We start from the raw sequence: 22343 nt of genomic DNA on the forward strand, positions 1-22343 counted from the left end.
GCAAATGGAGATCGCCCCGCTATCGGTAGCCTTCCGGGGGAAGGCGTGATAGGCGGTCTCCGCGGTTGTGAGACCGCCGGATCGGGGGAAACCCAATGCGTAAGACGCTCACCGGGCTGGGCCTGGCGTTCTTCTTGACGCTAGTCCCGGCCGCCGCAGCGACGGCCGACACACCGGTCGAGCCCGTCGCGCAGAGCCAGGTCACACCCGCGCCACAGCAACAGACGGACGGAGGCGGTAACGCCGGCCTGTGGGGCCTGCTCGGCCTGCTGGGCCTGCTGGGCCTGGCCGGCATGCGTAAGCAGCGCCACGTCGGCACCTCGGAACACGTCTCCGACCGCGGGATGCGCCCATAGGCCGTCCCCGCCCGGCGACGCAGCCGGGATGAGATCGCAGCGGCACGGCCGCCGCACCGCGGCCGTGCCGACGCGGCTCCTTCAGAGCAGGGCGCCCGCACGGCGCAGGCGCCGCTCGCGGAGGGCGAGCAGCGGCGGCAGGCCGAGCTGCGCGGCGATGTAGACCGCCACGGCCAGCGCCTCCCAGAAGCCCGCCGAGCCGACCGCGCCGCCGGCGAACTGGGCCAGTCCCCAGCCGCCCAGCGAGATCATGAGCGGTAGCACCACCGTGACGAGCATCCAGGCCATGACGGCGATCCCGGCGACGTACGGCACCACGAACCAGCGGGCGATCTGCCGGTCCCGCTCCCCGGCCCCAGCCAGCTCCGCGCTCTCGGCCTCGGTGAGCCGAAACAGCCGGCTCTTCGCGGTGAGCCACGTCGTCCGGTAGAGGTTGTGGCAGCGCAACGCGTTCGCGAGCAGCGCGTACGAGTCGCTGCGCAGCGGCAGGGCGGCCCACTGCCAGACGATGCCGAAGACCAGGAAGAGCGCCACGGCGGCGAGGAAGCCGTCCACGCCGGCGGGCGGGCCGAGGAGCCGCAGCGCGAGCGTCACGGCCAGGACCACGGTGTCGACGGCCATCCCCGCCAGATAGACGCCGTAGCGGCGGTTGCGCGGAACCGTGACGATCTGGGTGAGGTCGGTCTCGAAGACGACGTACACACCGCGGTAGCTGACGCGGAAGATCGCCGGCACGCCGACCGCGCGCCCAGCGAGCCAGTGCCAGGCCTCGTGCACGGCGCCGAACGCCACACCCATCAGCAGCCACGTGAACGCCGACAGCCCCGGGCTGGGCAGGAACACGGCGTCCTCCCACGAGGGCCGGAGACCGGGCCGGAACACCAGCACGCCGGCCGCGAACAGCGCGGCCGCCACGTAGAACGACCAGGCGGCGCGGCCGAACAGCCGGGCCGCGGCCTGAGGGCTGACCCCTTCGAACCACCTGATGTGCCCGCGGACCGGCGCCGTCTCAGCGGGCGGGTCGAGCAGCCCGGCGGCGGTGAGCCCTTCGACGAAGTCCGTACCGTCCACCGGCTCGCCCGCGACCTCGCCGGCCCGCGCGGTGGCCTCGGCCAGCGAGCCCGTCTCCTGCAGCGTGGTCACGAACACGGCGCCAGGTTCGGGCACCGCGACGAAGACGCCCAGCTCGGGGCGGCCGAGAATCCAGGCCTCTCCGTCGAAGGAGACCGTCAGCCGCGCGGCTCGCTCGCGCAGCCCCGCATCCACGGACGTGGTCATTCTCTCTCCAGGATCAGGTACGGCATGGGCAGGGCCGCACCCCGGTGTGGCCGGGATGCGGCCCTGCGCCCCGGTATCAGGAGTCCGGGTGGATGAGCTGCGTCAGACGGGTGTTCTCGACCCGCTTGATCTCGATCTTCACAAGGATCACCTCCCTCCGCATGCCGGGCAGGCTGGGTTGCGAGGCCACTCGTCCTGACTCGTCGCACACCCGTGCGCGAAGTCGATGCTGAGCGGCCGGCCGGCGTACGCCGGTGGCTCGAAACCGGTCAGGTAACGCAGCACCTCGAAGGCGCCGAATGCCCCCAGCAGGCCGGCGACCGGGCCGATCCCGCGGTTGGGCTGGGGTTTGCTGACGAAGAGGCGGGTGGCGGCGATGGCGCCCGCGATCGCCGGGTCCTCGGGGTCGTCGAAGTCGGCCGGGTTCGACGGGTCCGCGGGCACGCACGCGCGGCACGCGCTCACGCCGGGCTGGACCGACCAGACGGTCCCCGTGGTGACCGAGATGCCGCCGCGGACGAACGGCACGCCGTTGCGCACGCACGCCTCGTTCACCCAGAGGTCGATCCGGTTCGGCCGGTCGATGCCCGAGGCCACCACGTCGGGCCGGGTACGGGCGACGAGCTCGTGAAGCTGCTCGGGACCCTCGACGTCGGCGTCGATCGCCTCGACCTCGACACCCGGGTCGAAGGCCCTGACCCACTCCGCGGCCCGCTCCACCTTGCGGGCGCCGATGTCGTCCCATCGGTAGAGGTACTGGCGGGCGAAGTTGCGCGGATCCACCGTGTCACGGTCGAGCAGCGTCAGCCTGCCCACGCCGAGCCCGGCCAGGTGCGGGATCGTGTTGGAGTTGAGCCCGCCGGTGCCGAGCACCAGGACGTGCGACTCGCGCAGGCGCCGCTGCAGGTCCTCGCGGCTGCGGCCGAGCGTGCTGAACGACTCGAAGAAGGCCAGGTTGCTGAAGTAGCGCTCCGCGGCCGCGGGTTCCAGGCGGCCGAGCCGGTCGCCGTCCTCCAGCAGGCTCACGTCGTCGAACGCCGCGACGGCCCCCTCCACGTCCGCCACGTCCAGTGACAGCTCGTCCGCGAGCTCGGCGACGGTCCTGCCGCCCTCGCCGAGCAGCCCGAGGAGCTTCTCCACCGTGCCGTCGGGATCGGACAGGACCAGCTGGTCGCGGGGGTCGTACACCAGCCGCAGCTCATCCCCGACCCGCTCCCACGCGATGTCCTTGAGTTGTGGCCTCATCGGTGCATCAGCCAATCTCTGAGATGATGTGGCAGGACTGTGGCATCCGGCCGCATGGATCCCGCATGGATCGTGCCTGGAGGACAATTGATCTTCGGGAGAGCCACGGCCGGCGCCGGCCCCGTGCCGGAGGTCCGCTTCCTCCTCCTCGGCCCGCTGGAGGCCGCGGTCGGCGGCCGGGCCGTCCATCTGACCGGCAGGCAGCGCGCGCTGCTCGCGGCGCTGCTGCTCGACGCCGGTCATGTGGTGTCCGTCGAACGGCTGGCCGACCGCCTCTGGGGCGACGAGATCCCGCCCTCCGCCCCGGCCAGGGTGCGCGCCCTGATCGCCGAGCTGCGCAGGGCGATCGGCGACCAGGGCCAGGACGTGATCGTCACCAGGAACCCCGGATACCTGGTCCGCGCCGCCGCGACGGACACCGCCGAGCTGGCCTCCCTGGTGGCGCAGGGGCACCGGGCGGCAGAGGACGGCCGGCATGCGGAGGCGGCCGCCCGGCACGACGAGGCGCTGGCACTGTGGCGCGGCGACCCGTACCAGGATCTGGCCGGCCCCGTCGCCCACGCCGAGCGGCACCGGCTGGAGGAGCTCAAGCACGAGGCGGCCGAGGGCCGCGCCGCGGCCCTCGTGGAGACGGGCAGGGGACAGGCGGCCATCGCCGGCCTGACGCGGCTGCTGGCCGAGGTGCCGCTGCGGGAGCGGCCGCACGGCCTGCTCATGCGGGCGCTCGCCGGCGGCGGGCGCTTACCCGACGCGCTGGAGGTCTACCGCGACTTCCGCGCCCGGCTCGTCCGCGAGCTCGGCGTGGAGCCCGGCGGCGAGCTGCAGCGCCTCCACCAGCGCCTGCTGGCTGGCGAGCCCGGCACAGAGCCGCCCGCCGGACCACCCGCCGGACCACCCGCGGGGTCGCCCGGGAGGCCGTCCGCGGGGCCGCCTGGAGAGCCGCCAGGAAAGGCGCCCGCGGCGCCCGTGCCGCGCCAGCTGCCGCCCCTGCTCGGAGGCTTCGTCGGCCGGGCGGAGGAGCTGCGGCGCATGGACACCGGCCCGGTGACGCTGGTCGTGGGACCGGCCGGCGTCGGGAAGACCGCGCTCGCCGTCCACTGGGCGCACCGGGCGGCCGCCGCGTTTCCCGACGGGCAGCTGTTCGTCGACATGCGCGGCTTCGACCAGCGCGAGCCGATGACGCTCCCGGAGGCGCTGCGCCTGCTGGTGCAGGGGCTCGGCCAGGACGCCAAGGACATCCCCGTCGAGCTCGACGCCCAGATCGCCCTGTACCGCTCGCTCCTGGCGGGCCGGCGCGTCCTGGTGGTCCTTGACGACGTCGCCGCACCCGAGCACGTCCGTGCGCTGCTGCCCGGCGACCCCGGCTGCCGTGCCGTCATCACCAGCAGGAACCGCCTCGGCGGCCTTGTCGCGCTGGACGGCGTCGAACGCCTCACGCTCGACGTGCTGGACCAGCGGGAGGCCCTGCGGCTGATCGCGCACGGCATCGGCGAGGACCGCCTGCGCCGCGAGCGGGAGGCCGCGGCGGAGCTGGTGGCGCTCTGCGGCCGGCTGCCGCTCGCGCTCTCCATCGCCATGTCCTGGATCGGCGACCAGGAGCACCGGATGATCGGCCACTACGTTCGCGAGCTGGCGGACCGGGGACGGCTGGCGCGCCTGCGCGTCGACGGCGACGAGAGCGTCGCCGTGCAGGCGGCCCTCGACCTGTCGCACCAGGCGCTGCCGGCTCCCGCGCGGCGCATGTTCCGGCTCCTCGGCGTGGCCCGGGGCGCCGCCATCTCCGCCGACGCGGCCGCCGCCCTGGCCGGCACGGGCCGGGAGCACGCGGAGGACCTCCTGGGCGCGGCGGTGCGCGTCCACCTGCTCAAGGAGACAGGCCCGCGCCGCTTCGCCGCCCACGACCTGGTGGTCGAGTACGCGGTCCGGCTCAGCCTCGCCGAAGATCCGCCGCGGGAGCGGCACGCCGCGGCCCACCGGCTCCTCGACTACTACCTGCGCACCGTCGTTCGCGCCACCTCGGCGGCGGGTTTCGAGGCCCCGCGGCTGCCCGGCGGCCCGGCCGGGGCCGGTGTCACGCCGACGGAGTTCGGCGGCCCGGCGGAGGCCGTCGGCTGGTTCGACGACGAATGGGACAACCTCGCCGCCGCCGTGTCGCACGCGGCCGAGCACGGTCCGCGTCCCTACGCCTGGTTCCTGGTCGAGGCCATGACGGGCCTGCTGCAACACCGGCGCACGCACGCGGAGTGGCTGCGCCTGGCGGGCATCGCGCTGGACGCCGCCGAGTGGGAGGAGGACCCCATCGGGCAGGCCGCGATGCGCAACTCCCTCGGGCTCGTCCGGTGGCTCATGGCCGACCTCGAAGGCGCGATGCGGGAGTACGAGCGCGCGCTGGCGCTGGCACGCAGGGCCGGCTGGGCGCACGGCGAGGCCACGGCGCTGCAGGGCGGCGGCGTGGCGAGCAAACAGCTGGGAAAGCCGCAGCGAGCCCTTCCGCGCTACCGGCGGGCCATGGCCATCCACCGTGCGCTCGGCAACGAACGCGGCGAACTGCGCGCGCAGAACAACCTCGCCTCCGCCTACCTGATGCTCGCCCGGCTCGACCGCGCCGAGGAATGCCTGGTGGCCAACCTTCCCCTGGCCGAGGGGACGGGCGACCGGCTGCTCCAGGCGCTCACCCTCGTCAACCTCGCCCTCGTCCGCCAGAAACAGGCCCGGTTCGGCGAGGCGCTCGCATGTCTGGACGAGGCCCTGTCCGTGGCCCGCTCCGCCGGACTGCGGTACGCCGTGGCGGTCACGTACGAGACCTACGGCTGGGTGCACCGCGACGCCGGCCGCCACGAGCAGGCCGTGGACGCGTTCGCCCAAGGGCTGGCCGTCGCCAGGGAGGTCGAGAACAGGCGCTGCCAGATCGCCTCGCTGAGCGGCATGGCCGAGGCCGAGCTGGAGCTCGGCAGGATGGACTCCGCGCTCGCCCGCCTCGAGGCCGCGCTGCGGCTGGCCGAGCGGACGGGCACGGACCTGGACCAGGTGCTGCTGGGCCTGGCGGAGGCCCACCACCGCGGCGGCCGGCACGCCGACGCGCGCGACGAGGCCGAACGCGCGCTGAAGCTGGCGCAGGACGCCAACCCGCTGAACCTGCCCCGGCTGTACGGGCTGCTCGCCGCCGTGCACCTGGCGGACGGCGACGCGGCACAGTCGGTACGCGCGTGCGAGCAGGCGCTGAGGCTCGCCCACCGGTCGGGCCAGCGGCTGGAGCACGCCCGTGCCCTGCTCACGCTCGGCCACGCCCGGGAAGCGCACGCCCCCGAGCAGGCCCGCCGCCACTGGCGCCGCGCTCACGAGCTGTTCACGGCCATCGGAGCACCCGAGCGCCTGAAGACAGCGGCGCTGCTCGACCGACGGTGACCGTCGGCGGGCGTTTCCCCGTACGCGCCCACGTGAGCGGGTCCAGGCCGCGGCTCAGCCGGTGGCGGGGAGCGCGGCGTGGTCAGGCGGGGACGACGTGGCCGACGCGGAAGAAGCCGTCGGGGTCGTACGCGCGCTTGACCTCGCCCAGCCGCCGGCGGTCCGCCGTCGTGTACGCGGCCGCCGTCCGCGACGGGTCGGCCAGGAAGTTCAGGAACGTCCCGCCGTTCGCGTACGGTCGCAGCGCCTCGGCCAGCCCGGGGACCCGCGTGTCCACGATGGCCGAGAGCCTCGTCGTGCGGTGGCTCACCGGCCCGGCGTCCGGCCCGGGCCGGCTCATCGCCCCGCCCCAGTGCCGGATCTCCACCGTCGGCGCCTGCTCCGCCGCCCGCACCAGCGTGTCGATCACCTGGTCGGGGACGGTGTCGAACATGTCCATGTGCCGGTTCGGGGTGCCGCCCATCGCGGTGGCCGCGTACGTGGTCGTCCGGGTGTCGTCCAGCAGCGCCGGGCCCGCCGCCCGGTACAGCGGCGCCAGCAGCCGCCGTGCCTCCTCCGCCGTCCCGGCGTGCACGACCTTCAGCATCACGACGTGCCGCCCGCGCACCGGGGCGGGCACCTCCTCGCCGTCCGGCATGTGCCTGAACACGAGTGCCGTGCTGAGCTCGTCGGGAGCGCCGTCCATCCAGTCGCGGTACGCGCCGAGCGTCTCGCCCGCCGCCTCGATCGGGAAGTAGGTGAAACCGGCGTACACCCGCTCGACCGGGTGGAGCCGGAACTCCAGCGAGGTGACGACGCCGAACCCGCCGCCGCCCCCGCGCAGCGCCCAGAACAGCTCGGGGTGGCTGCCCGCGCTCGCCGTCACGTGCCTGCCGTCCGCCAGAAGGACCTCGGCCCGCACCACGCTGTCGGCCGCGAACCCGTACCTGCGCGCCAGCCAGCCGAGCCCGCCGCCGAGCGTGTAGCCGGTGACGCCGACGGAGGGCGACGACCCGGACAGCGGCGCGAGCCCGAACGGCGCGGCGGCGGCGACCATCTCGCCCCAGCGGGCGCCGGGACCGACCCGCGCGATCCGGCGGGCCGGGTCGACCAGCACCGAGCGCATCGGCGACGTCCTGACCAGGATGCCGCCGTCGCACGGGACGTGCGTGCCGTGACCCGTCGCCTGCACCGCGAACGGCAGCCCGTGCCCGCGCGCCGCCAGCAGCGCCGCCCGCACGTCGGCGGCGCTCCGCGCCTCGGCCACGAGCGCCGGCCTGGGGTCCACCGCGGGGTTCAGCGAGCGGCGCGCCGCGTCGTAACCGGCCTCGCCCGGCAGGTGCGCCGCCCCGGAGAAGCCGGGAAGCGTGATCTCGTCCTGGATGGTGTGCGGCTGGCTCATCTTCCGGCCCTTCTCTCCCGCGATCCACGATCACTGTGCTGGAGGGCGCTCACGGCTTCTTCCCGTTCGTCTTGCCGTCGCCCTACTGCCAAGGGTCGTGCGGGCGTCCCCCGCGGGCATCGGACGGCCGTCGCCACGTCCGCTACACCACCGGTCGTACGGCGCGTGCTTCCCGCTACGCCCGTTCCGGCGGCCCGCGATTATCGGTTAGGTAAGGCTAATCTAATATGGCGTCCATCAGGGCGTAGATCGCTGCGAAGAGGAGCACCCATGGCCACTGTCCCGCGCCGCATCCTGGCCGCCATCGGCGCCGCCGCGCTGCTCGGCGCCGGCGCCTGCGGCGGCACGGCCCCGCCACCCGCCGCCGCGCCGCCGGCGTCCGGCCAGGGGGCATGGACCTGGACCGACGACCGCGGCAAGCGGGTCTCCCTCCCGGAGCGCCCCCAGCGCGTCGTCGCCCAGTCGGGCGCGGCGGCGGCGCTGTGGGACTTCGGCGTGCGGCCCGTCGCGGTCTTCGGCCCGCACCGGCTGAAGGACGGCGGCCGCGACCCCGAGGTGGGCGAGGTCGACATCTCCAAGGTCGAGTCGATCGGGAACGTGTGGGGCGAGTTCAACGTCGAGAAGTACGCCTCGCTCCAGCCCGATCTGCTGGTGGCCGGCATGTACCAGAAGAACACCCTCTGGTACGTCCCCGAGGAGTCGGTCAAGGTGGTCGACCAGATCGCCCCCACGGTCGGCGTGCAGCTCAGCGGCAAGCCCCTGGTGGAGATCATCGAGACGTACGGCCGGCTGGCCGCCGCGCTCGGCGCGGACCCCGATGCCGCGCCCGTGGCCGATGCCAGGAGACGTTTCGACGCGGCCGGTGACGCCCTCAAGACGCTCGCCGCCGACAGGCCGGACCTGAAGGTGATGATCGTCACAGGCACCCCGGACAACCTGTACGTCGCCTACCTGCCCGACCACCCCGACATCAAGTACTGGGGCGAGCTGGGCCTGAACATCGTCTCACCGGACCGGCCCACGAAGAGCGAGGGCGGCTTCTGGGAGGTGCTGAGCTGGGAGAACGCCGACAAGTACGACGCCGACGTGATCCTGGTGGACGCCCGCGCCCAGTCGATGAAGATCGACGAGATGGCCGCGAAGCCCACCTGGGCCAAGCTGCCCGCGGTCAAGGCCGGCCAGCTCTATCCGTGGCACGCGGCCGAACGCTACAGCTACCTCGGGTACGCCAAGGTCATGGAGGAGCTCAAGGCCAACCTCGACAAGTCGCGCGACGACGTCGTCACGTGACGGGCACGATCTCGGCCCGGGTGAGCGCCCCGTGCTCGATGGTGAGCAGGCCGAGCGTGCCGTGCGGCTGGCGGCGGCGGTCGGTGGGGGAGCCGGGGTTGAAGATGCGCAGGCCGCCGTCCGACTCGTCGAGCGGGATGTGTGAGTGGCCGAACACGACCAGGCCCGCCCGCGGGAAACGGCGCCGCATGCGGGGAAGGCGGCCCTTGGCCGGGCCGCTGTCGTGGATCATGGCGATCCGCAGCCCGTCCAGGGTCAGCTCCAGCGTCTCCGGCGCGTCGAGGTCGGGGCCGTCGTTGTTGCCCTTGACCACGTGCACGGGGGCGTAGGCGGCCAGTTCCTCGATCACCGAGGGGACGCAGACGTCGCCCGCGTGCAGGATCAGGTCCGCGCCGCGCACGTGCTCGGCGACGCGGGGCGGGCAGGAGCGCCAGCGCCTGGGGGCGTGCGTGTCGGACAGCGCGACGACTCTCATGCCCGCCTTCCTGCCCCGGTCGCGGTGGTCGTCACGTCCCGTCCGCGTACAGCTCGTCCAGCCACGCCCGCCAGCGCCCGCCCTCGCGCTCATCCCCGCGCTCATCCTCGAAGAGCAGGTGTGCGGCGATCATGGGGCCGTGGAAGCCCTGGAGGAAGCGGTAGATCGCGTGATCGGCTCGGATGCCGAGGGTCTGGGAGTTGCGGAAGTACACCGCTCCTTCGACCTGCCCGGGGCCGAACCGCACGCGGTCGCCGGGGGAGGGAGGGCCGCCGAGGGCGGCGTACAGGAGCTCCCAGGCGCGCGGCCAGTCGCCGACGGGCGGCCCGAACTCCGTGACGGGCGTCGCCGCCCGTCCCGCGAAGTGGCCGAGATATTCGACCAGCGTCGCGAAGTACATCTCCATGCCCCTGGACATGGCATCGAATTCGTCCTCCCAGTCGTCGCCGGGCAGGAACCCGCTGGTCACCAGGCGGACGAGCGCGCTGCCCCGGTCGCGCCCCTCGATGAGGAACTCGTAGGCGACGAAGCGCCCGTCCTCGCCGGTGGCGCTGCTGTGGGCGAAGCGCCTGCCGGGCTCGGCGGCCGTCACCGTGGACTCCGGCATCGCGAAGCCGCCGAAGGCCGTGCGGACCACCCCGTCGGCGACCTCGTTGCGGCCCATGAACCACGAATCGATGCCCGGCCCTGTCGAGATGGCCTCCCAGACCTCCTCCGGGGTCGCCTCGACCAGGGTTTCATGGGGGAGCTCGAACGCGTGCCCCACGTCAGCGCTCCTTCGGGTGCACGGAAGGGTGCATGGCCACGATCAGCCGGTGATCACGCCCGCCTTCAGCAGACTCATCATGATATTTGCTGACCAGCGAGGTCACGCACTGCGTCAGCTCCTCCGCGAACGCCGCCCGGTCGGCCGCCGACGCGAAACGCACCTGGCCGTCGATGGCGAACGTCGCCAGCCGCTTCCGCGCCCTGGCCGCCCCGTTGACCAGAGCGCCCACATCGCGTACGAGCCGCGCCGCCAGCGCCAGCAGCCACCGCGCCGATAGCCGGTCCGGTGACCGGCCGGGGTCGGGCTGCACGGAGGCCAGCGCGGCCGGCGAGATGACGAACGACGCGGCGGTGGCCCGCATCACGCGCTCGGTGACGTTGCCCTTCCTCCGCTCCTCGACGAGCTCCACCAGGCCGTGTTTCTCCAGCGTCCGCAGATGGTAGTTGACCTTCTGCCTGGCCAGGCCCACCCTGGCGGCCAGCGACGTGGCAGAGCCGGGCTCGACCAGCTCGGCCAGCAGTTTCGAGCGCATGGGGTCGAGGGACGCCTCGGCCGCCGCGGGGTCTTCGATCACCGCCACTTCGTCCATGCGTGAACGATGTCACCGACAAAAAAATCTGTCAAACGGCCCGGGGCGGCCCGCTAGGATCGGCCCGTGCGACAACCGGATCTCCACCCCATCGCCGCCCGGCTGGCCGGCGTGCCCGGGGTCGTCGCCGTCGTCCTCGGCGGCAGCCGCGCGCGCGGCACCCACCGTCCCGACTCCGACATCGACCTCGGCCTCTACTACCGCGGCCCGCTCGCCGTGGACGACCTGCGGGCGCTCGCCACGGAGCTGACCGGCGCGCCCGCCGAGGTGACCGAGCCGGGCGGCTGGGGCCCGTGGGTGGACGGCGGCGGCTGGCTCACCATGGACGGGTGGCGGGTCGACTGGATCTACCGTGACCTTGACCGCGTGCACAGCGTCTGGCGAGACTGCCGCGCGGGCCGCTACGAGATCGGCTTCCAGGTCGGCCACCCCCTGGGCTTCTACTCCCACGCGTACGCGGGCGAGGTGGCCCTGTGCCGGGTCCTCGCCGACGCGGGCGGCGAGCTCACCGCCCTGCGCGACGAGGTCGCCGTCGCCTACCCGCCGGCGCTGCGCGACGCCCTGGTCGGAGGGCTGTGGGAGGGCGACTTCGCCCTGTCGGCCGCCCGGTACGGCGCGGCGGGCCGCGACCCGGCGTACACCGCGGCGGCCCTGTTCCGCGCGCTCGGCGTCGCCTGCCACGCGCTGCACGCCCACGACGGCGCCTGGCTCGTCAACGAGAAGGCCATGATCGCCTCGGCGGACCGGCTGCCATCTGCGCCCGGCGGGTTCGGAGAGCGGGCCCAGGCCTTGCTCGCCTCGGTGGGGCACACGCCGGAGGAGATCGGGCGCACCATCGACGCGGCGGCGCGGCTGGTCGCGGACGTACGGGCCGCCTGCGGCGCGTGACCCACGCCATGGCCCTCCGCCGATCGAGCCAGATAACGTCGCTGGCTCACGATCGGCGCGCCGTAGCACCATAATGGGGCGGTTATTGCGGTCTCATGCCCTCACGCCCAGCGCCCTGATCGCCGAGGTGGACCCGTTTCCCACGGGCAGCGGTGCCGCCGTCCGGCCGCGCTCGCCCGGGACGGACGGCCCGAGCTGCGGGTCGTGCTGGACGAGCTGCGGGCCCGGCGCGACCCTTATGAACGGCTCGTCGGGGTGCGGCTGGCCGTGATGGCGCGCGAGGTCGCGTACGTCACGCGCGCGATGACCGACCCCGATCACGGGCGCGGCGGCCGGCCGGGCGCTGAACGGCGGGCAGGCGGGGAACCTTGCCCGTGTTGCTCGTGGACGGCGTCGTGGGCGGGGTCTGGCACCAGCGGCGTTCGGGGCGGAGAATCGATGTCACGGTGGAGCCGCTGGGCGACCTGTCGCGGGCGCACCTGCGCGAGCTGGACGAGCAGGTGGAACGGGTGGGTGCGGTGATGGAGGGCCGGCCGAGACTGACCGTCGGCACGGTCACGGCGGGCCCGCACGCGTGACGGTGGCGTCCTCCTGACTCGCCCGCGGTGCGGCGCACGGGCGTGTCGGTGACGCGGCGGTGAATACTTATTTTCCTACCAAATGTGTGGGAAGATGGGGTGGTGAGCATGGACAGGACCCGCCCGTCGAGCGCGCGCGCCGACTCCCCGGTGACCGCCGCCATCCGCGCGGGGCGGTGGATCAGGTCCGCCGCCGCCGACGACGAGCACGGCAGGCGCTGGCTGGCCAATCCCGACCTGCGCGGCGGGTCGGCGGTCACCCCCGAGCCCTGGTCGCTCTACTCGGGCGGCGCCGGCATCGTGCTGTTCTTCCTCGAACTGGCCGCCGCCACGGGCCACGAGGCCTACCTCGACGACGCCAGGGCCGGCGCACGGTGGCTCGCCGCCACTTGGCGCGAGCGCGACGACGTCTCGCTCTACCACGGGCTCACCGGCACGATGGTGGCGCTCATGGAGGCCGGCTGGGCGCTCGGCGAGGAGCGCTTCGAGGCGGAGGCCAGGGCGATCGCCGAGCACGTCGTCCACCTCGGAAGGTCCTCGGGCGACGGCGTCGCCTGGTCGCGCGACCCTGCCCAGCGCGGCGACGGCGGAGTCGTGCTCGGCCTCCTGTCCGCGGCCGCCCGCTTCGGCCTGCCGGCCTGCGAGGAGGCGGCGGTGGAGGCCGGCCTGCGCATCGCCCGGTTGCCGGTGCCGGGGCACCTCTTCGGAGACGGTCCCGGCCTGCCGTCCGATGCCGTCACACCCGGCTTCCTGGCCGGTACGGCGGGCACCGCGTTCCTGCTGGCCCGCCTGTACGGCGTGACGGGCGACGACCGGTTCCTGGCGGCGGCGCGCAGCGGTGCCGGCTTCGTCCGCGAGATCAGCGTGGTGACCGGTGCGTGCGCGGTCGTCCCCCACCACGTGCCGCAGGCGCGCGGGCTGCACTACCTGGGCTTCTGCTCCGGCTCGGCGGGCGTGGCCCGGATGTTCTACGAGCTTCACCGGGTGGCGGGCGACCCGGGCGACCTCGACTGGGTGGAACGGCTCGCGCGCGGCATCGTGCAGAGCGGCGTGCCGCGCCGCAGCACCGAGGGCTACTGGAACGTGGCCTGCCAGTGTTGCGGCGCGGCCGGCCTGATCGAGTTGTTCACCGGTTTATGGGCGGCGACGGGCAACCCCTCACACCTGGAGTACGCCAGGACGCTCGCCGCCGACCTGATCGGCCGGGCCAGCGACCACGACGGGCGGGGCTACCGCTGGTACCAGGCCTACCGGCGGCTGCGGCCGGAGGAGGTGACGGCCGACACCGGATACATGGTGGGCGCGGCCGGCATCGGCGCGGCGCTGCTCCACCTCGACGCCGCCGGGCAGCCGAACAGGGCACGCCGGGTGATCCTGCTGCCTGACAACCCGTTCCCCGCCATACCCGTGCCGCCGGCGGCGCTGCGCGGGGCGTGACGGGCTGCCCGGTTGAGCTTCGGCACGCCCTGCCGCGTGTACGGGCTCGTACCGGCGCTCATGAGCCGCTCGCGGCGTCCGGTCAGGCCGGTGGCAAACACGCGCCGATGTCCGGCCCAGAATCACCCTGGTCAATGCCAAATCCGGATCGATGCGCGGTATGACGGTTTCCGATCGGGCAGGCGTGGGTCTCCCGAAGCGCTTTCAGCCGTTCGACGGGAGGCGGATCTGGGATGGCTCCAACCGCAACAGGCATCGCCGATCAGAACCGGGCGGGCGCCGCCCCGTCCGCGCCGGGGCGCGGACGGGGCGCGGCGGCCGCACTCTGGGGAGCCGTGCTGGCGCCGTTCGCGGCGCTGGCGGCCGCCGTGCCGCTGGCCTGGGGGAGAGGGCTGTGCTGGGTGGACGTGGTGGTCGCGGCCGGCGCCTACGCGATCGCCGGGCTCGGCGTCACTTCGTCGGCGGCTTGTACGGCTCGCCGCAGAAGTAGCGGTTGAGCGCGTCGACGCCCGCCAGCAACATCGGCGCGACCTTCGGATCGCTGCGGTGCACGTTGACCGAGAGCGTCATCCGGTGCCTGCCCGCCGCGTCGGCGAAGGCGAACGTCTGGTAGCCCGGGATGGCCCCGGTCGCGCCCCACGTCTCGCCGCAGGTGAGCCCCGCCGACTCGAGTCCGAGCCCGTACCGCGGGAACACCGGCGCCTGCGGTGTGCCGACCCCGGTACGCATCTGGGCGAGAAGGTCGCGCGTGACCAGCCGGCCACCGAACAGTGCCTGGTAGAAGCGGTTCACATCGCGGGCGTCCGACACCACCCCGTACGCCGCCCACGCGAACGACGGGTTCAGCCGCGTGATGGGCTTGAGCGAGCCCGGCACCTCGGGGTCGGCGCCCTTGGGCAGGTAGTAGCCGGTGGCGTGCGGGCCGCGGATGTCCGGCCGGGTCAGCGGCAGGTACGTGCGCGTCATGCCCGCCGGGCGGAAGATCCGCCGCTTCAGCTCGGCGCCCAGGTCGTGGCCCGTGACCTTCTCCACCAGCACCCCGAGCAGGATGTAGCCGGTGTTGGAGTAGGAGAAGCGGCCCCGCTCCGGTCGCGGCAGCCGCTCGGCCTCGGCGACGAGCTGCCGCGGGGTGTAGGTCTTGTGCAAGCGGGCGGGGTCGGCGAACCCGGGCGCCTGCGCGTAGTCGGCCAGGCCGCCCGTGTGGTTGAGCAGTTGCCGTACGGTGATCCGGTCGCCGCCCTCGACCAGGCCGGGCAGCCGGGTGGCGATCTTCTCCTCCAGGCTCACCCTGCCCTCCCGCACCAGCTGCAGGACCACCGCGGACACCATGCTCTTGGTCAGGCTGGCGATCCGGAACCGCGCCTCGCGCGGCACCGGCGCGCGGGTCTCCAGGTCGGCGACGCCGCTGGTGGCGATCCAGGTGCCGCGATCGTCGTCGATCCTGGCCAGGACGCCGGGAGCGCCGGCGGCCACCATCGCGTCGAGCGCCTGGCGCACGCCGGCATGCTCCTGCGCCTGCGCGCTCGCCGGCAGCGGGGACAGCAGTCCCGCGGCGATGAGGACGGTGGGCGCCACGCGGCGGCCGGTCAGGAGGGACATGTAGAGGTTCCTTCGATGGGACGGCGGTGAACGATCTCCATCCTCGAAGGGCCCGCGGCCGTCCTCGTCCTCATTCCTGACGAACCTCGCCTACCACGCTGGTCGCACCCGGGCTGCGACCACAGGCTGACGCGCGTGACCCCCTCGACGCGTCGGCGTCGCGCGGAACCGCCGCCGGCCGGCGGGCCGTGGTGCCGTCAGGGCAGGTTGGCCAGCGCCTGGCGGGCGGCCCGGAGCGCGCCGTCGCGGACGTCGTCGCTCACCTTCGGCTGCTCGCGCGCGGTGTGGGTGACCGTGAGGAGGGTGCGGCCGGATCTCAGCCACACGGTGGTCGCGGCGCTGTCACCGAAGTCGGAGACGGTCCCCTCGTCCTGCGCGAACGCCTCATCGCCCAGGCCCGGCACCCTCCGCACGGCGGAAACGGTCACGGTGGTGAGCTCCCCCTTGCCGACGCCGGCCTCCGACACCGCGGCGGCGCGGTGCAGGGCGAGGGTCTCCTCGGCGGTCTTCTCCTCCGGATAGCCGTTGATCTTGATGTCGAGTTGTGTACGTCCCCGCCAGGAGCAGGTGGTGGTGCCCTCGGGGGAGGGGGCGCCGCCCGTGAGAGCGGCCGCCTGCGCCTCGGTCAGCAGGGTGCACGGATCGGGGACGGCCGCGGCGGTGGGCGACGGGGGCGGCGTGGAGACGGAGGTTGCGGTCACCGGCCCGGTGGTCGGCCCGGTGGTCGGCCCGCTGGTCGTGGTGCCGGGTGGGCCGGTCGTCGTCGTGGCGTTCGTCATCAGCAGCGCGGCCGCCGTCACCGCCGACGCCGCCACCGCGCCCGCCACGGCGGCCGCCACCAGCGGTCGCCTCCGCCGGGCTGCCGGGAAGGCCGGCTGGAACGGGTGGTCCACGGTGTCGACCCCGTCCCGCCCGGTGCGCGGGCCCGGCGCCGTCCCGCCGGGGAGCGACGGGGAGGCCTGCCCGGGCGGGTACGCGGCGCCGCCCCGTCCGTGCTCCCCACCGGGTCCCCGAGCATGTTTCCTGGCACGTTTCCGGGCCGTGTCACTCCCGGTGCCGTCCGGAGTGACACCGGGGGTGACGCCGGCCTGGTCGGGGTGCGCCACCGCGTGCAGAGCCTGCCGGAACGCCTCGGTGTCAGGGCGTCGACCGGGATCCTTGGCCAGCACGGCCAGCAGCACCGGCCCCAGCGGGCCCGCGTGCGCCGGGGGAGGGGCCGGGTGGGTCAGGACGGCTCCGAGGGTCGCCAGCCGGTTGTCCCGGTGGAACGGCCCCCGGCCCTCGACGGCTGCGTACAGCGTCGCAGCCAGCGACCACAGGTCGGACGGCGGCCCGGCCGCGCGGTCGTTGCGCACCCGCTCGGGAGCCATGTACCCGGGCGAGCCCACCACCGCGTCCGCCGAGGTGAGCGCCGCCTCCCCGGAGCGCACGGCGATGCCGAAGTCGGTGAGGATCGCCCGGTCGCCCTCCGCCAGCAGCACGTTGGCGGGTTTGACGTCCCGGTGCAGCACGCCCCGCTCATGCGCCAGCGCCAGCGCCTCGAGCAGCTGCAGCCCGATCACCGCGGCCCGGCGTGGCGACAGCCGTTCGCCGCCGGCCAGCAACCGCTCCAGCGAGGGCCCGGACACCAGGTCCATGACGATCCACGGGCGGCCGTCGGCGACGAGCACGTCGTGCACGGTGATGATGGACGGGTGCGCCAGCCCGCCCGCCGCCCTGGCCTCCCGCATGGTGCGCTCGCACAGCTCCTGCCGGGCGTCGGCGGGCATGTGGGCGGGCAGGCGCACCTCCTTCACGGCCACCTCGCGGCCGAGCAGCTCGTCCCAGGCCCGCCAGACGATGCCCATGCCGCCCTCGCCCAGCGAGCTCCCCAGCCGGTAGCGCCCGGCGAGCAGACCGTCAGTACTCACGGGCGAGCGCTTCCCCGACCCATCGGGCCGCCTGCACCGCCAGTTCGCGCATGCGCTGGTCCTCCTCCACGTCCCGTCCGTACTCGACCGTCACCGCCGCGTTGCTGAACCGGAAGTGCACGGAGGCCCTGAAGCTCGGCTCCGAGTTCGTCGAGGCCACGTGGGTCAAGTCGGCCATGAATGCTTCGTTGCCGAGCCCTTCCAGCTTCTGGGGCTCGCGGTAGACGATGCTGCCGTCCGTCGTGGCATGCACCATGCGATAGGCGGAGTCGCGAGCGTAACCGAATGTTCGCCGCGCCTCGGCGGGGTCTCCGCTCCGTTCGACGTCCACCTTCAGCCCGTAGACCAGCCGACCCGGTATGTCCGAGAGATCGGACTTCCAGTCGCAACTCCGCTGCTCGAACGCGAACGGCTTATCCCTGTCGGGCACCAGCTGGGCGAGCTGCTCATCCGTGAGGAGACGGCAGATGTCCGGCTGGGTGGTCACCTCGCCCGTCCCCGAGTCCGCGCCCGGAGGGACGACCGGGGTCGCGGGCAGGTTCGCGGGCGGAGGAGTGCGGCCGGTCGCCGCAGGGGACGGGGTGCCGCCGCGCCCGCCTCCCGAGGACGGCCCGGCGGTGGAGGCGGCGACGGCCGCCGTACGGTCCGGGCCGAACGCCGCGGTGACACCCGCCGACGTTCCGGCCACCACGACGGCCAGGCACGCCGCGACCGCCGCCAGCGCCCACGGCCGCGCCTGCAGCGCGGGACGCCGGCCCAGCCGCAGCTCCACCGTGGTCTTACCGGTGACGCGGTCCGCCCGCCCCGCTGTGGCGATGTCCCGCATCGTCCGCTGCGCCGTCCACGCGTCGGGGCGCCGTGCCGGGTCCTCGGCGAGCAGCTCGTGCAGCAGCCGCCGCAACCGGGCCGCCGCGTCCTCCGTCTCCGCACCTGCGCCGGGGCGGTCGAGGCGCAGCGTGCCGGCGGGGCGATCACCACCTCCGCGCCGATCCTGCCCTCCGGTACCGGGACGGACCCGTACGGTCGGCGCCCGATCCTCCGGTGTCCCCACCCCGGCCGTCCGGCCAGACAGGCCTCCGGGGGCCGGAACGCCGGTGCCGTCTGCCCGGCTCGTCAGGCCTTCGCCGGCCGCTTGGCCCGGCACGCTTCCGCCGGCCGCGTCCTGGCCGGTCTCCGGTTGCTCGGGCGTGTCTCGTGCGGCTGCCTTCAAGTCGGGTGTGGTCCGGGTGGTGTCCGGTCCGTCGTGCCGTTCTGCCGCCGTCTGGTGAGGGCTGGTCTGGTCGGTGTCCGGCCGGTCGGGGACGTCCCGTTCGAGGGCCGGGCGGCCGTACGCCACCTTCCCGGGAACGGGACGGCCGGGGGCGGGTGGCGGAAGCGGGGCGCCGGTCGCGGTGAGGAGGGTGGCGGCCAGGGACCACAGGTCCGAGGCGGGAACCGGCACCGCGTTGGCGGCCCGGCACTCCGGCGCCGTGAAGGCGGGATCCGCGTCCCCCGTACCGAACCCGGTGAGCACCCACCGTCCCGAGCTCGGCTCCACCACGTGGTCCGGCTGGACCGCTCCGTGCAACGCGCCCAGCGTGTGACCGGCGACCAGGGCCTCGAGCAGGTCCGCGCCCAGCGCCGCGACCTGCCCGGCGGGCAGCGGGCCGCGCTCCGCCACGAGCCGGCCCAGCGTGCGGCTTTCCGGCAGCTCGGCGACGAGCCACGAGCGGCCGTCAACGGTGAACACGTCGTGCACGGCGGCCACCGCCGGATGCCGCAGGCGTGCCGCCGCGAGGGCGCCGGGCAGGTCCCGCTCGTCGAGGGCGCGTACGGTCACGTCCCGGTGCAGCACCTCGTCCCTGGCCCGCCACACGGTGGTCTTCTCGCCGGCGTCGAGGGGGACGGTCAGCCGGTAGCGCTCGTTGAGCAGCGTGGTCATGTCAGCCCTTCCGCGACGTGGCGTGCCGCCGTCTCCGCGCACTTGCGCACGGAGCCGTCGGTGTCGGCGGTGACCGTGCTCGGCACGTCTCGCTCGCAGCGCAGCAGGATCGCCAGGTTGCGCACGTGGAACCAGACCTCCGTGTTCAGCCTGTTGTCGCCGGCCCATGACGAGACCTTGTCGCGTCCTGCGGCCAGGTCGCCCACGCCCGGCAGGTCGCGCGGCGGCAGCTCCCTGCCGCCCACGGCGGACGGGCCGGCCATGCTGGCAGCCTCCTGCCGCATGCCGATGACGTACTCGCGGGCCACGGCCGTCCCGTCGCCCAGCGGCCCCGGCTTCATGAGGAACGCCTTCAGGATGATCGAGTTCTTTCCGTCGTCCAGGGTCGACCACGAGCACTCGTTCGCTTCCAGCGGGGACTTCGTGTAGCCGGGGACCAGCTCCCGCGCCTGCTCCTCGGTGAGCCGGCTGCACGGTCGCGGGATGGAGGCGAAGGCGGCTCCTCCCGGCGTGGCCGTGGCGCTGGGGGAGGTGCCGACCGGTGCCGTGGCGGCAGGGGAGGCGCTACCCGCGGTGGAGGCGGCGGAGGACGCCGAGACGGGCGCGTACGTGGTGCGCGGCGCGGGCCCGGGGGAGCCGCTCAGCGACAGCGTCACGGCGACGGCCGGCGCCGCCACCACCAGGCTCAGTCCCGCCGCGGACAGCGCCACCATGCCGCCACCCAGCCGGAGCGCCGGGCGCTGCCCGCCTCCGCGGAGCGTGTCGAGCGCGGCCGGCACGGCGGGCCGCCTGGCGGGGTCGCGGGCGAGCAGGGCGAGCAGCAGCGGCGCCAGCGCCCTCGCGCGCACCGGCGGGCGCGGCTCGCCCGCGAGCACCGCGCTCACCGTCGCCAGCCCGCCCTCGGGGAACGCGGGCACGCCCTCGACCGCCAGGTACAGGGTGGCGCCCAGCGACCACAGGTCGGACGCCGGGGCGGGCCCCGTTCCTGACAGGCATTCCGGGGCGGTGAAGCCCGGCGTGCCCCCGGAGCCGCCCCCGAAGAGCTCGGGCACCGCGCAGCCGTACCCGGTGAGCACGCCCCTGCCGGACGCGGTGAGCCAGACCGTGTCCGGCCGCACGCCCAGATGCGCCAGGCCGAGCGCATGGCCGGCCGCGAGCGCGCCGAGCACGTCCGTGGCGATGGCGGTCACCTGCCCGGCAGGGAGCGGCCCTCGCTCGCGCACGGCCTGCGCCAGCGGCATGCCGTCGATCGGCTCGGAGACGAGCCAGGCCGCGCCGTCCGCCACGTACGCGTCGAGGAGGGGGTTGAGCGCCGGATGCGAGATCCGCGACGCGGCGCGGGCCCGCTGCACCGCCTTCAGCGCGAGCACGTCGCGCTCGCTCCCGGGCAGTTCCGGCGGCGAGGGCACCTCCCTGATCAGCACCTCCCTGAGCAACTGCCGGTCCGATGCGATGAAGGCCCGCTCGCCCGCGGGCCGCGACATCCGGTAGCGGTCTCCCGGCGGGTTCATGCCGCCCTCTCCTCGAGTGCGGCGGCCGTCCAGCGCGCCGCCCGCAGCGCGCGTTCGCGGGTCCGCTCCGACGAGCCGTCCTTCATGTCGGTGTAGGTCACTTCCAGCAGCACGTTGCTGAGCCGGTAGGCGACGGTGGTGCTGATGACGTCCTCCTGGTGACGTACGAGCAGGTCGTAGGTGAGCGCTTCCGCCCCCAGCCCGGGGACGTCCGTGGAGCCTGTCTGGTCGGACTGCGTGCGCTGGGTGACGCCGATGGAGGGGCGGGTCCAGACGATCAGCCGCTTGTCGCCGCCGTGCAGATGGTTGCGCAGGTTGACGTAGGCGTCGTGGGCGTCGACGGGCTGGCTGTCCCACATCTCCGGATAGACCGTGCCGAACGGCTCCTCGCTGACGAACAGGCCCCTGCCCTCGACCGTCCACCGGCATCCGGTGCTGTCGCCGTTCTTGAACAGCGTGCCGCCGCGCGGTGAGGCGCCGGGCACGATCTCGGCGGCCTGCTCGGCGGTGACGAGCGTGCACAGGTCGATCGGGGCGGGGAACCTGGCCTGCTCCTCCTCCACCGGCTGGGCCACGGCGGACGGGGACGTGGCGGTGACGGAGACGGCGGGCGGCGGTGAGGCCACGGGAGGGGGATCCTCACCCCGCAGATTCGTGACGGCGAGCGTGCCGGCCGAGACGAGCAGCGCGGCCGTGCCCGCGGCCAGGATCAGCCGCCGGCGGCGCCCGCCCCCGCCGGCGAGCGGCAGGGTGCGCCGCCCGGAGGAGAACGGCAGGGCGCGCCGCCCGGAGGGAAGGGCGGCGGGCGCGGGCAGCGGCGGCGGTTCCGCGTCCTGAGCGATGCTCGCCAGCGTGCGGCGTACCAGCTCGGCGGCCGGGCGCTGGGCGGGCTCGCGCGCCAGCATGCGGGTCAGCAGCGGCCCGAGCGATCCCGACCGCCGGGGCGGTCGGGCCTCCTCCGTGAGGACCCTCGCCAGCACCGCCATCGCGTCGCCGCCCGGGTGGGCGGGCTCGCCCTCGGCCGCCTCGTACAGCGTCGCGGCCAGCGACCACAGGTCCGACTGCCGGCCGGGGCGCTCCCCGCGCAGCCGTTCGGGGGCGATGTAGCCGGGGGAGCCGACCAGCATCCCCGACTCGGTGATCGTCGCCTGGCCCTCCACCGTCGCGATGCCGAAGTCGGTCAGGATCGGCGCGCCGTCCTCCCCGACGAAGATGTTGGCCGGCTTGATGTCGCGGTGCAGCACGCCGGCGGCGTGGGCGGTGGCGAGCGCGTCCAGCACGCCGAGGCCGAGCCGTGCCACCTGGCGCACGGGCAGCACCCCCGAGTCGCGGATCACCCGGTCGAGCGGCCGGCCGCGCAGCAGCCGCATGACGATCCACGGGCGGTCGTCCCTGGTGAGCACGTCGTGGACGGTGACGATGCCCGGGTGCTTGAGCCGGCTGGCCGCCTGCGCCTCCCGCACCATGCGGGCGCAAAGCTCGGCGCGCTCGCCGGGGCCGAGCTCGGGAGGGAGCCGTACTTCCTTGATCGCGACCTCCCGGTCCAGCCGCTCGTCGTGCGCGTGCCAGACCGTGCCCATGCCGCCGGTGCCTATCGGCGAAACGAGGCGGTAGCGACCCGCCAGTAAGCGGTCCTCAACACTCGACATCCCGCCAGCGTAGAAAGGAGCGATATAAATCCGCTTTAGATGCCATGCGTGCGGTCTCCCGC

At 74.3% G+C, this 22343-nt stretch carries 19 protein-coding genes; 7 read left to right on the forward strand and 12 right to left on the reverse strand.

From position 1 onward, the window contains the following. Positions 1–95 precede the first annotated feature (95 nt). Positions 96–356, forward strand: a complete 261-nt coding sequence (locus tag ACTWPV_RS23250; protein ID WP_132636554.1) for a WGxxGxxG family protein — start codon at positions 96–98, stop codon at positions 354–356. Between the two features lie 81 nt (positions 357–437). Here the strand turns inward: ACTWPV_RS23250 and ACTWPV_RS23255 are convergent, their stop codons facing one another. Both ACTWPV_RS23255 and ACTWPV_RS23260 read right to left on the reverse strand, forming a co-directional pair. Then, positions 438–1634, reverse strand: coding sequence for a hypothetical protein (locus ACTWPV_RS23255; protein WP_443153372.1), 1197 nt, complete (start codon positions 1632–1634; stop codon positions 438–440). A gap of 147 nt (positions 1635–1781) precedes the next feature. Beyond that, entirely contained in the window at positions 1782–2879 is a 1098-nt protein-coding gene (locus ACTWPV_RS23260; RefSeq protein ID WP_347644473.1) for a HesA/MoeB/ThiF family protein, read from the reverse strand. Between the two features lie 87 nt (positions 2880–2966). Here ACTWPV_RS23260 and ACTWPV_RS23265 point away from each other — a divergent pair, with 87 nt between their 5' ends. Further along, a complete protein-coding gene (locus ACTWPV_RS23265) occupies positions 2967–6284 on the forward strand; it encodes a BTAD domain-containing putative transcriptional regulator (protein ID WP_443153373.1) in 3318 nt (1105 codons plus the stop codon). 82 nt (positions 6285–6366) lie between these two features. On the opposite strand, the gene ACTWPV_RS23270 is transcribed toward ACTWPV_RS23265, so the two are convergent. After that, positions 6367–7665, reverse strand: coding sequence for an FAD-binding oxidoreductase (locus tag ACTWPV_RS23270; protein ID WP_443153374.1), 1299 nt, complete (start codon positions 7663–7665; stop codon positions 6367–6369). A gap of 270 nt (positions 7666–7935) precedes the next feature. Here ACTWPV_RS23270 and ACTWPV_RS23275 point away from each other — a divergent pair, with 270 nt between their 5' ends. Continuing rightward, a complete protein-coding gene (locus ACTWPV_RS23275; protein ID WP_443153375.1) occupies positions 7936–8955 on the forward strand; it encodes an ABC transporter substrate-binding protein in 1020 nt (339 codons plus the stop codon). Here ACTWPV_RS23275 and ACTWPV_RS23280 read toward each other — a convergent pair. From ACTWPV_RS23280 to ACTWPV_RS23290, 3 genes are read right to left on the reverse strand one after another with little or no spacing between them, the layout of a single operon-like run. Next, the gene (locus ACTWPV_RS23280; RefSeq protein ID WP_443153376.1) at positions 8948–9430 is read right to left on the reverse strand and encodes a metallophosphoesterase family protein; all 483 of its coding nucleotides are present in this window, start codon (positions 9428–9430) and stop codon (positions 8948–8950) included. The genes ACTWPV_RS23275 and ACTWPV_RS23280 overlap by 8 nt on opposite strands. Before the next feature lie 31 nt (positions 9431–9461). Further along, a complete protein-coding gene (locus tag ACTWPV_RS23285; RefSeq protein ID WP_443153377.1) occupies positions 9462–10196 on the reverse strand; it encodes an SRPBCC family protein in 735 nt (244 codons plus the stop codon). A gap of 1 nt (position 10197) precedes the next feature. Then, entirely contained in the window at positions 10198–10788 is a 591-nt protein-coding gene (locus ACTWPV_RS23290) for an ArsR/SmtB family transcription factor (RefSeq protein WP_443153378.1), read from the reverse strand. Positions 10789–10854: 66 nt separating this feature from the next. Here ACTWPV_RS23290 and ACTWPV_RS23295 point away from each other — a divergent pair, with 66 nt between their 5' ends. Then, complete coding sequence (locus tag ACTWPV_RS23295; RefSeq protein WP_443153379.1) at positions 10855–11676, forward strand: nucleotidyltransferase domain-containing protein; 822 nt, start codon at positions 10855–10857, stop codon at positions 11674–11676. Between the two features lie 93 nt (positions 11677–11769). Here the strand turns inward: ACTWPV_RS23295 and ACTWPV_RS23300 are convergent, their stop codons facing one another. Further along, positions 11770–11997, reverse strand: a complete 228-nt coding sequence (locus ACTWPV_RS23300; protein WP_443153380.1) for a hypothetical protein — start codon at positions 11995–11997, stop codon at positions 11770–11772. Between the two features lie 53 nt (positions 11998–12050). Here ACTWPV_RS23300 and ACTWPV_RS23305 point away from each other — a divergent pair, with 53 nt between their 5' ends. The 3 genes from ACTWPV_RS23305 (at position 12051) to ACTWPV_RS23315 (ending at position 14188) form a co-directional block, all read left to right on the forward strand. After that, entirely contained in the window at positions 12051–12254 is a 204-nt protein-coding gene (locus tag ACTWPV_RS23305; protein ID WP_443153381.1) for a DNA glycosylase AlkZ-like family protein, read from the forward strand. Between the two features lie 108 nt (positions 12255–12362). Continuing rightward, a complete protein-coding gene (locus ACTWPV_RS23310; RefSeq protein WP_443153382.1) occupies positions 12363–13691 on the forward strand; it encodes a lanthionine synthetase LanC family protein in 1329 nt (442 codons plus the stop codon). A gap of 233 nt (positions 13692–13924) precedes the next feature. Next, a complete protein-coding gene (locus tag ACTWPV_RS23315) occupies positions 13925–14188 on the forward strand; it encodes a hypothetical protein (protein WP_443153383.1) in 264 nt (87 codons plus the stop codon). Here ACTWPV_RS23315 and ACTWPV_RS23320 read toward each other — a convergent pair. The 5 genes from ACTWPV_RS23320 to ACTWPV_RS23340 form a co-directional block, all read right to left on the reverse strand. Continuing rightward, on the reverse strand, positions 14142–15290 hold the full coding sequence (locus tag ACTWPV_RS23320; RefSeq protein ID WP_443153384.1) for a serine hydrolase domain-containing protein: 1149 nt from the start codon (positions 15288–15290) through the stop codon (positions 14142–14144). The genes ACTWPV_RS23315 and ACTWPV_RS23320 overlap by 47 nt on opposite strands. Positions 15291–15487: 197 nt before the next feature. After that, the gene (locus ACTWPV_RS23325; RefSeq protein ID WP_443153385.1) at positions 15488–17200 is read right to left on the reverse strand and encodes a serine/threonine-protein kinase; all 1713 of its coding nucleotides are present in this window, start codon (positions 17198–17200) and stop codon (positions 15488–15490) included. After that, the gene (locus ACTWPV_RS23330) at positions 17190–19121 is read right to left on the reverse strand and encodes a serine/threonine-protein kinase (protein ID WP_443153386.1); all 1932 of its coding nucleotides are present in this window, start codon (positions 19119–19121) and stop codon (positions 17190–17192) included. Before ACTWPV_RS23330 ends, ACTWPV_RS23325 begins: the two co-directional genes overlap by 11 nt. Continuing rightward, positions 19118–20632 (reverse strand): protein kinase domain-containing protein, encoded by a 1515-nt coding sequence (locus ACTWPV_RS23335; protein ID WP_443153387.1) that lies wholly within the window; start codon positions 20630–20632, stop codon positions 19118–19120. The genes ACTWPV_RS23330 and ACTWPV_RS23335 overlap by 4 nt, the downstream gene beginning before the upstream one ends. Next, a complete protein-coding gene (locus ACTWPV_RS23340; RefSeq protein WP_443153388.1) occupies positions 20629–22281 on the reverse strand; it encodes a protein kinase domain-containing protein in 1653 nt (550 codons plus the stop codon). Before ACTWPV_RS23340 ends, ACTWPV_RS23335 begins: the two co-directional genes overlap by 4 nt. Positions 22282–22343 lie beyond the last annotated feature (62 nt).

The sequence above is a fragment of the Nonomuraea sp. KM88 genome (assembly GCF_052245635.1).
Classification (GTDB): Bacteria; Actinomycetota; Actinomycetes; order Streptosporangiales; family Streptosporangiaceae; genus Nonomuraea.